This is a genomic window from Paraburkholderia tuberum STM678 (genome assembly GCF_902833905.1).
GTDB lineage: Bacteria > Pseudomonadota > Gammaproteobacteria > Burkholderiales > Burkholderiaceae > Paraburkholderia > Paraburkholderia tuberum.
On the sequence record NZ_CADFGP010000129.1, the window covers coordinates 1 to 7,297 of the forward strand.

Below are 7,297 nucleotides of genomic sequence, written 5' to 3' on the forward strand. Positions count from 1 at the left end.
TCCGAACCTTCAGAGCCACGGAAATCGCGCTCTATCATGCACTTGGCAAGCTCCCCGAGCCTCCATCCACCCACACTTTTTACTGACCAACCTTTTTTTCATTCAAGCCAACCGCCATGAGCCTTTCCTACCGCGACGCCACGCTCGACGATCTGCCCGCGATCGTCGCCATCTACAATTCGACGATCCCGTCGCGCCAGGTCACCGCGGACCTCGAGCCGGTCAGCGTCGAGAGCCGGCATGGGTGGTTTCATGCGCACAGCCCGCAGAAGCGGCCGCTGTGGGTGGTCGAAGATCCGAAGCAGGCGGGCCGCGTGATCGCGTGGCTCAGCTTTTCCGATTTTTATGGCCGGCCGGCTTATCAGCGCACCGCCGAAGTCAGCATCTATCTCGACGAAAGCGCGCGCGGCCAGGGACTCGGCAAGCAACTGCTGGCGGCGTCGCTCGACGCGGCACCGGGTCTTGGCATCGATACGGTGCTCGGCTTCGTGTTCGGTCACAATGAAGCGAGCGTGCGGCTGTTCCGCGGCTTCGGCTTCGATGCCTGGGGCACGCTACCGCGCGTCGCGGTGCTGGATGGCGTCGAGCGCGATCTGGTGATTCTTGGCAAGCGTCTTGCGCACGCCGGTTGAGCGCGCTGCGCAAGCAGCGCCACCTGAGCTGTCCCAAGCGGCCCCGGCCACGCCATCGCCCAGCCGCAAGCCCCTTTTTCGCAGGACCTGACCATGTTTGTCGATTCACACTGCCACATCAACTTCGAAGGACTCGCGGACCGTCTGCCGCAAGTGCTCGAAAACATGCGCAGCCATTCGGTCTCGCACGCGTTGTGCGTGTCGGTGGATCTTGAAACGCTGCCGTCGGTACTGGACATCGCCAGCCGCTATGACAACGTGTACGCGTCGGTCGGCGTGCATCCCGATCACGAGCACATGCGCGAGCCGAGCGTAGCCGAGCTGGTTGAACTGGCCGGGCACCCGAAGGTCGTCGCGATCGGCGAAACCGGGCTCGATTACTATCGCCTCGAAGGCCGCTCGATCGCCGACATGGAGTGGCAGCGCGAGCGCTTTCGCACGCACATCCGCGCCGCGCACGCGACCAGCAAGCCGCTGATCATCCACACCCGCTCGGCGTCGGAAGATACGTTGCGCATCATGGCCGAGGAGCGCGCCGGCGTGCCGGGCGGCGTCATGCATTGCTTCACCGAACCGTGGGCCATCGCCGAGCAGGCGCTCGCGCAGAATTTTTACATTTCGCTGTCGGGCATCGTCACGTTCAAGAGCGCGACCGATGTGCAGGACGTCGCGCGCCGCGTGCCGCTCGAGCGTCTGCTGATCGAAACCGACTCGCCGTACCTGGCGCCGGTGCCGTATCGCGGCAAACCGAATGAACCTGCGTACGTCAGTTATGTCGGACGCTTCATCGCGCAGCAACGCGAGATGCCTGACGAGGCGCTGGCCGCCGTCACCACGCAAAACTTCTTCAGACTGTTCGGACTCGCCGCGCCGGCCCGAATCTGAACCAAAAAGCCGCGTAACATCAAAGGGATAGGAAAATTTCCTAAAGTACCATATGAAAAATATTTCGACGTCGTCCGCTGATTTCCAACCGCTGTCCGCCGGGTCGGCCGCCCGGGCTCTCGCGCCAGCGCGCCGTCTCGCGTGCGCCGCCGCGCTCGCGTGCGCGGCGCTCGTCGCGGTGCCCGCGCATGCGGCGCCGATCGACTCGCTGATCAAGTCGGTCAAGTTCGACGACGTCGACGGCGTCAACAAGCTGCTCGCGAAGGGCATGGACCCGAACAGCGTCGACAATCAGGGCATCCCGCTGCTCGTGATCGCCGCGCGCGAGAAATCCGACAAGGTCGCGGCCGCGTTGCTTGCGAATCCAAAGACCGATATCGAGATTCAGGACAAGGCCGGCGAAAACGCGCTGATGATGGCGTCGCTGGTCGGCGACCTGAACTTCGTGAATCTGCTGATCGCGAAGGGCGCCGAGGTCAACAAGAAGGGCTGGGCGCCGCTGCACTACGCGGCCGCGAACGGCCACGACGACATCGTCAAGGTGCTGCTCGACCACTCGGCCTACGTCGACGCGGGCTCGCCGAACGGCACCACGCCGCTGATGATGGCCGCGCGCGGCGGCCACGTTTCCACCGTCAAGCTGCTGCTCGACAACGGCGCGGACCTGTCGGTGAAAAACCAGATCGGCATGACCGCGCTCGATTTCGCCAAGACCTACAAGGAGCCGGACGTCGTCGAAGGGCTCACGGCGCGCATGCAGCAGACGCAGCAGCAGAAGCAATGACGTTTTGTCGGCAGGCGCCTCGCCATGCCGTGCCGCTTTGCAGCCGTTTTGTCCGAGCCGCGCGGCTGCCGGCCTGCTGCCGCCGCGTAAAACAGTGCAGAATGACGACTCCGGCGCGCCGCGTAGCGCGCCGTCCGGACGCGGCAGAAAGACCGCGTGAATAAACAACCCTGGAAAGGAACACCATGCTGCGGGCTTTGATTTTCGCCGGCGCGCTTGCCTTGCCGCTTTCGGCAGCCGCGTTTACGGGAGGCGACCTCAACAAGCTGTGCACCAAGACGGACGTGGCTTCGCGTAGCGCCTGCGCGGCCTACATCGAAGGCGCGGCCGACGGCATCTTCAACACGATCGACGCGATCGGCGGCACCACCGGTCCGCGCGTCGGCCAGTACTTCTGTCTGCCGCCGGATGCGCGCTCGGCGCAGTTGACCGACGCGGTGCGCAAGTACATCGCCGAGAACCCGAACGCCGCGGGCTACAACGCGAGCACGGCGATTTCGCTGGGTCTCGGCAAGGCGTTTCCCTGCAAGAGCGGCGGCTGATCGATAACCGCGACGCATCGAAGAACCCGTTGTAACGCCCAGGCGCGGTCGTGCGCCCCGGATGTCAGTCGTCGCGCAGGCGCGCCGCCGCTCATCGAGCCCGGAGGAAGATGCCCGTTATGCCTACTATCGACGACTTCTACCGCGTGGCGGCCGCGCCGCTGCATACGTGGCTCGGCACGCTGATCGTGACGGCCATCGCGGCGATCGTGGCGATCGGCATTCACCGCTTCGGCGCGCGCGTCGTGAAGCGTCTCGCGCGGCCGCACGCGCTGACGAGCGTCGTGCTGCGCTACATCGACAAGCCGTCGCTGTTCGCCCTCGTGATCCTCGTGTTCGCGTGGGTCGGGTCCGAGGCACCCGACACCCTCAACTTCATCGAACCGGTGCGCGACATCACCGGCATCGCGCTGATCGCCGCGCTGACGTGGCTGTCGGTGCGCTCGGCCGCGGCGATCGGCGAAGCGATCATCCGCGCCCATCCGCTCGATTCCGCCGATAACCTGCAGGCGCGCCGCATCCATACGCAGGCGCGCGTACTCGCGCGCTCGGTGATGATCGTGATCGTGATCATCGGTGTCGGCGGTGCGCTGATGACCCTGCCCAACGTGCGGCAGATCGGCGCGAGCCTGCTGGCGTCGGCGGGTGTCGCCGGTCTGGTCGCCGGTATCGCGGCGCGGCCGGTGCTCGGCAACCTGATCGCCGGTTTGCAGATCGCGCTGTCGCAACCGATCCGCCTCGACGACGTCGTCGTGATCCAGGACGAGTGGGGACGCATCGAGGAGATCACCGGCACGTACGTGTCGGTGCGGCTGTGGGACCAGCGCCGTCTGATCGTGCCGTTGCAATGGTTTATCGAAAATCCGTTCTCGAACTGGACCCGCAGCAGCTCGCAGATCATCGGCACCGTGTTCCTGTTCGTCGATTACCGGATGCCGCTCGCGCCGCTGCGCGAGGAGCTTGCGCGCATCGTCGAGAACGCGCCCGAGTGGGACCGTCGCGTGCAGGTGCTGCAGGTGACGGACTGCACCGAGCGCGCGATGCAGTTGCGCGCGCTCGTCAGCGCGCCCGATTCCGGCCTTGCGTGGGATCTGCGCTGCCGCGTGCGCGAAGGGCTGCTCGATTTCGTTCATCGGCATTACCCGGAATACCTGCCGCGGGCGCGTGCCGAGGTGTCGGCGGAGCTGGAGACCGGTGGCGCTGGCCCGAGCGACTGGCTGCCGCGCAGCCGGCAGGCGCCAGCCGGCAGCACCGCCGCGCATACCGAAGCCGATCCGGTGGCGAGCCGCATCGGCCGCACTGGCGCGGGCGAGGTCGCGCAGAAGACCAAGGAGCAGGCTTAGGCGGGCGTTGCGGATCGCGAATCGCCCGTGGCGAGTGGCAAATCGCGGGTTGGGTATCGCGAGCGGCGTGCGGCGACCACCCTCGGCAAGCCCGGCGATGCGCGGGCACACCGATTGCTATTCACGGGCGCGCCACGCCTGCTCAGGCGTCGCGGCGCATCGCAAGAATGACGGAGGACATGCACTATGGGCCGATTGATCGTCGTGTCGAATCGCGTCGCGACGCCGACGGAGACCAAGGGATCGGCGGGTGGACTCGCGGTCGGCGTATTCGGCGCGCTGAAGGATGCAGGCGGCGTCTGGTTCGGCTGGAGCGGCGACGTAGTCAGCGAAACGGTCGCCAACGCGGGGCCGATGCTCGAGCAGGACGGCGCGGTGACCTTCGCAACCGTCGGCCTCACGCGCAAGGACTACGACCAGTACTACCGCGGCTTCTCGAACGCGACGCTGTGGCCGGTATTCCACTACCGCAACGACCTCGCGCGCTACGAGCGCGAAGAGTACGCGGGCTACCGGCGCGTCAACGCATGGCTCGCTCACAAGCTGGTCAAGCTGCTCGAACCCGACGACATCATCTGGATTCACGACTACCATCTGATCCCGTTTGCCGAGGCGCTGCGCAGCGAGGGCGTGACGAACCGCATCGGTTTCTTCCTGCATATTCCGTTTCCCGCGCCGCAGATCCTGCTCAACATTCCGCCGCACGAGGAACTGGTGAAGTCGATGTCGTGCTACGACCTGCTCGGCTTCCAGACCGCCACCGACCAGCAGGCATTCCACGACTACGTGACGCGTCACGCGCGTGGCACGGTGAGCGCGGACGGCGTCGTCGAGGCGTTCGGGCGCAAGCTGCGCACCGGCGTCTACCGGATCGGCGTGTTCCCCGACGAAATCGCCGAGCAGGCCAAGCGCTATGAAAGCCGCCAGCACGTGCTCGAGCTGAAGCAAAGCCTCGAGGGGCGCAAGCTGGTCATGAGCGTCGACCGGCTCGACTATTCGAAGGGACTGGTCGAGCGCTTTCGCGCGTTCGAGTTGCTGCTCGAACGCTCGCCCGAATGGCGCGGCAACGTCACGCTCGTGCAGATCGCGCCGCCTACGCGCTCGGACGTCGCGACCTATCAGAAGATCCGCCAGGATCTCGAATACGAGGCAGGGCGCATCAACGGCCGCTACTCGGGGCTCGACTACACGCCGATCCGCTATCTGAACCAGCAGTACGACCGCTGGAAGCTGATGTCGCTGTTTCGGGAGTCGCAGATCGGCTTCGTCACGCCGCTGCACGACGGCATGAACCTCGTCGCGAAGGAGTACGTGGCCGCGCAGAATCCCGACGATCCCGGCGTGCTCGTGCTGTCGATTTTCGCGGGCGCGGCCGCCGAGCTCTCTGGCGCGCTGCTCGTCAATCCGCACGATGCGATCGGCATGTGCGAGGCCTTGCAACGTGCGCTGCAAATGCCGCTCGACGCGCGCCAGCGGCGTCACGAGATCGACATGGCCGCGCTGCGTAAGAACGATCTCGGCGTGTGGCGCGACAGCTTCCTCAGGGATTTGCGCAGCATGCCAGTGCGCGGGTCGGGCGAGGGCGGCGGCCACAAATGACGGCGCGGCGACGGCCCAAAGCCCGCGCAAACCCGGCGCGTGGCCGCGTGTCACCGGATGTAAGCCGCTTGTAACAGCACCGAGCAATTGCAAGACCTGCGGCTTTTCGACCGATGCCAGGGAATAATTCCCCGTAGCGACGATGCATGCGACGCTTAGGGACCGCGTTAGGGACCGCGCGCATTGTTCCGACGTCATGGCGCTGTCATACTCGGCGTCGCCGACGGCATCGCGATTGTGTGCCAGCCGCCGGCTCACGGAGACACAATATGAAGATTGCGCAGATTGCCCCGCTGACCGAATCGGTGCCGCCGAAGCTCTACGGCGGCACGGAGCGCGTCGTGTCGTACATCACCGAAGCGCTGGTCGAGCAAGGCCACGACGTGACGCTGTTCGCGAGCGGCGACTCCGTCACGAGCGCGAAGCTCGAAGCGGTGTGGCCGCGCGCGCTGCGGCTCGATCCGGGCATTCGCGACCGCATCGCGCCGCATATGCTGTTGATGGAACTCGTGCGCCGCCAGGCCGAAGAGTTCGACGTGCTGCATTTCCACCTCGACTACTACTCGTTCTCGGTATTCAAGCGGCAGGACACGCCGTTCGTCACGACGATGCACGGCCGGCTCGATCTGCCCGAGCAGCAGCCGGTGTTCGACACATTCAACACCGCGCCCGTGATCTCCATTTCGAACGCTCAGCGTCATCCGCTGCCGCAGGCGCGCTGGCTCACCACCGTCTATCACGGCCTGCCGGCGCAACTCTATACGCCGCAACCGGTCGAGCAGAAGTACCTCGCGTTTCTCGGCCGGATTTCGCCGGAAAAGCGCGTCGATACGGCGATCCGCATCGCCGGCCGCTGCGGCATGCCGATCCGTATCGCCGCCAAGGTCGATGCGGCCGATCGCGAGTACTTCGAGCGCGATATCCGGCCGTTGCTTGACCTGCCGTACGTCGAGTACATCGGCGAGATTGCCGATCATCAGAAGGCCGAGTTTCTGTCGGGCGCGCATGCGCTGCTGTTTCCGATCGACTGGCCGGAGCCGTTCGGTCTCGTGATGATCGAGGCGATGGCTTGCGGCACGCCGGTGATCGCGTTCAACCGCGGCTCGGTGCCCGAAGTGCTCGAAGAGGGCGTGACCGGGTTCATCGTCGAGGACGAGATCGGCGCGGTGGCGGCCGTGAACCGGCTGCACAAGGTGTCGCGCGCGGGCGTGCGGCGGCGTTTCGAGGAGCGCTTCACGTCGCACCGGATGGCGCGTGAGTATGTGGAGGCGTATCAGTTGGTGATTCGCGCACAGAAGCGCTCGAGGTTCAAGGTGGTCGATTCGTCGGGCCGTTGACGCGGGATCGTTGGGACGTGTCGAAGCGAAGGACGGCGGTGCGCGATGCGCGGCGCCGTTTTTTTGGTGCGCCAGGCATGGCGCGTAGCGCCGTGACTGGCGCTGTCCGACCCGCTGTGGTGGCGAGCCGGATGACTTGGGGGTGAAAGTCCTCTGCACACCCGGCAAGGGGAAG

The 7,297-nt window shown here is 65.7% G+C and carries 7 protein-coding genes; all 7 read left to right on the forward strand.

Going from position 1 to position 7,297, the window contains the following annotated elements; all coding sequences use genetic code 11:
* Window positions 1-116: 116 nt before the first annotated feature.
* The 7 genes from HWY30_RS40075 to HWY30_RS40105 all read left to right on the forward strand — a co-directional run bounded on the left by HWY30_RS40075 (window position 117) and on the right by HWY30_RS40105 (window position 7,122).
* Window positions 117-632: a GNAT family N-acetyltransferase gene (locus HWY30_RS40075; RefSeq protein WP_090804789.1), complete on the forward strand. Its 516-nt coding sequence runs from the start codon at window positions 117-119 to the stop codon at window positions 630-632.
* A gap of 93 nt (window positions 633-725) precedes the next feature.
* Entirely contained in the window at window positions 726-1,517 is a 792-nt protein-coding gene (locus tag HWY30_RS40080) for a TatD family hydrolase (RefSeq protein WP_090804791.1), read from the forward strand.
* A gap of 52 nt (window positions 1,518-1,569) precedes the next feature.
* Window positions 1,570-2,301, forward strand: a complete 732-nt coding sequence (locus HWY30_RS40085) for an ankyrin repeat domain-containing protein (protein WP_090804793.1) — start codon at window positions 1,570-1,572, stop codon at window positions 2,299-2,301.
* A gap of 185 nt (window positions 2,302-2,486) precedes the next feature.
* Entirely contained in the window at window positions 2,487-2,843 is a 357-nt protein-coding gene (locus HWY30_RS40090; RefSeq protein WP_090804794.1) for a Rap1a/Tai family immunity protein, read from the forward strand.
* A gap of 119 nt (window positions 2,844-2,962) precedes the next feature.
* Window positions 2,963-4,186 carry a mechanosensitive ion channel family protein gene (locus HWY30_RS40095; protein ID WP_090804796.1) on the forward strand — a complete coding sequence of 408 codons (1,224 nt, stop codon included), beginning with the start codon at window positions 2,963-2,965 and terminating at the stop codon, window positions 4,184-4,186.
* A 186-nt stretch (window positions 4,187-4,372) separates the two neighbouring features.
* Entirely contained in the window at window positions 4,373-5,785 is a 1,413-nt protein-coding gene (gene otsA / locus HWY30_RS40100; protein WP_090804798.1) for an alpha,alpha-trehalose-phosphate synthase (UDP-forming), read from the forward strand.
* Between the two features lie 269 nt (window positions 5,786-6,054).
* Window positions 6,055-7,122 (forward strand): glycosyltransferase family 4 protein, encoded by a 1,068-nt coding sequence (locus HWY30_RS40105; RefSeq protein WP_090804800.1) that lies wholly within the window; start codon window positions 6,055-6,057, stop codon window positions 7,120-7,122.
* Window positions 7,123-7,297 lie beyond the last annotated feature (175 nt).

Bases quoted from the DNA above. Each gene is read 5' to 3' on its own strand.
- HWY30_RS40075 (WP_090804789.1), top strand. From the start codon at position 117: ATGAGCCTTTCCTACCGCGACGCCACGCTCGACGATCTGCCCGCGATC.
- HWY30_RS40080 (WP_090804791.1), top strand. From the start codon at position 726: ATGTTTGTCGATTCACACTGCCACATCAACTTCGAAGGACTCGCGGAC.
- HWY30_RS40085 (WP_090804793.1), top strand. From the start codon at position 1,570: ATGAAAAATATTTCGACGTCGTCCGCTGATTTCCAACCGCTGTCCGCC.
- HWY30_RS40090 (WP_090804794.1), top strand. From the start codon at position 2,487: ATGCTGCGGGCTTTGATTTTCGCCGGCGCGCTTGCCTTGCCGCTTTCG.
- HWY30_RS40095 (WP_090804796.1), top strand. From the start codon at position 2,963: ATGCCTACTATCGACGACTTCTACCGCGTGGCGGCCGCGCCGCTGCAT.
- otsA (WP_090804798.1), top strand. From the start codon at position 4,373: ATGGGCCGATTGATCGTCGTGTCGAATCGCGTCGCGACGCCGACGGAG.
- HWY30_RS40105 (WP_090804800.1), top strand. From the start codon at position 6,055: ATGAAGATTGCGCAGATTGCCCCGCTGACCGAATCGGTGCCGCCGAAG.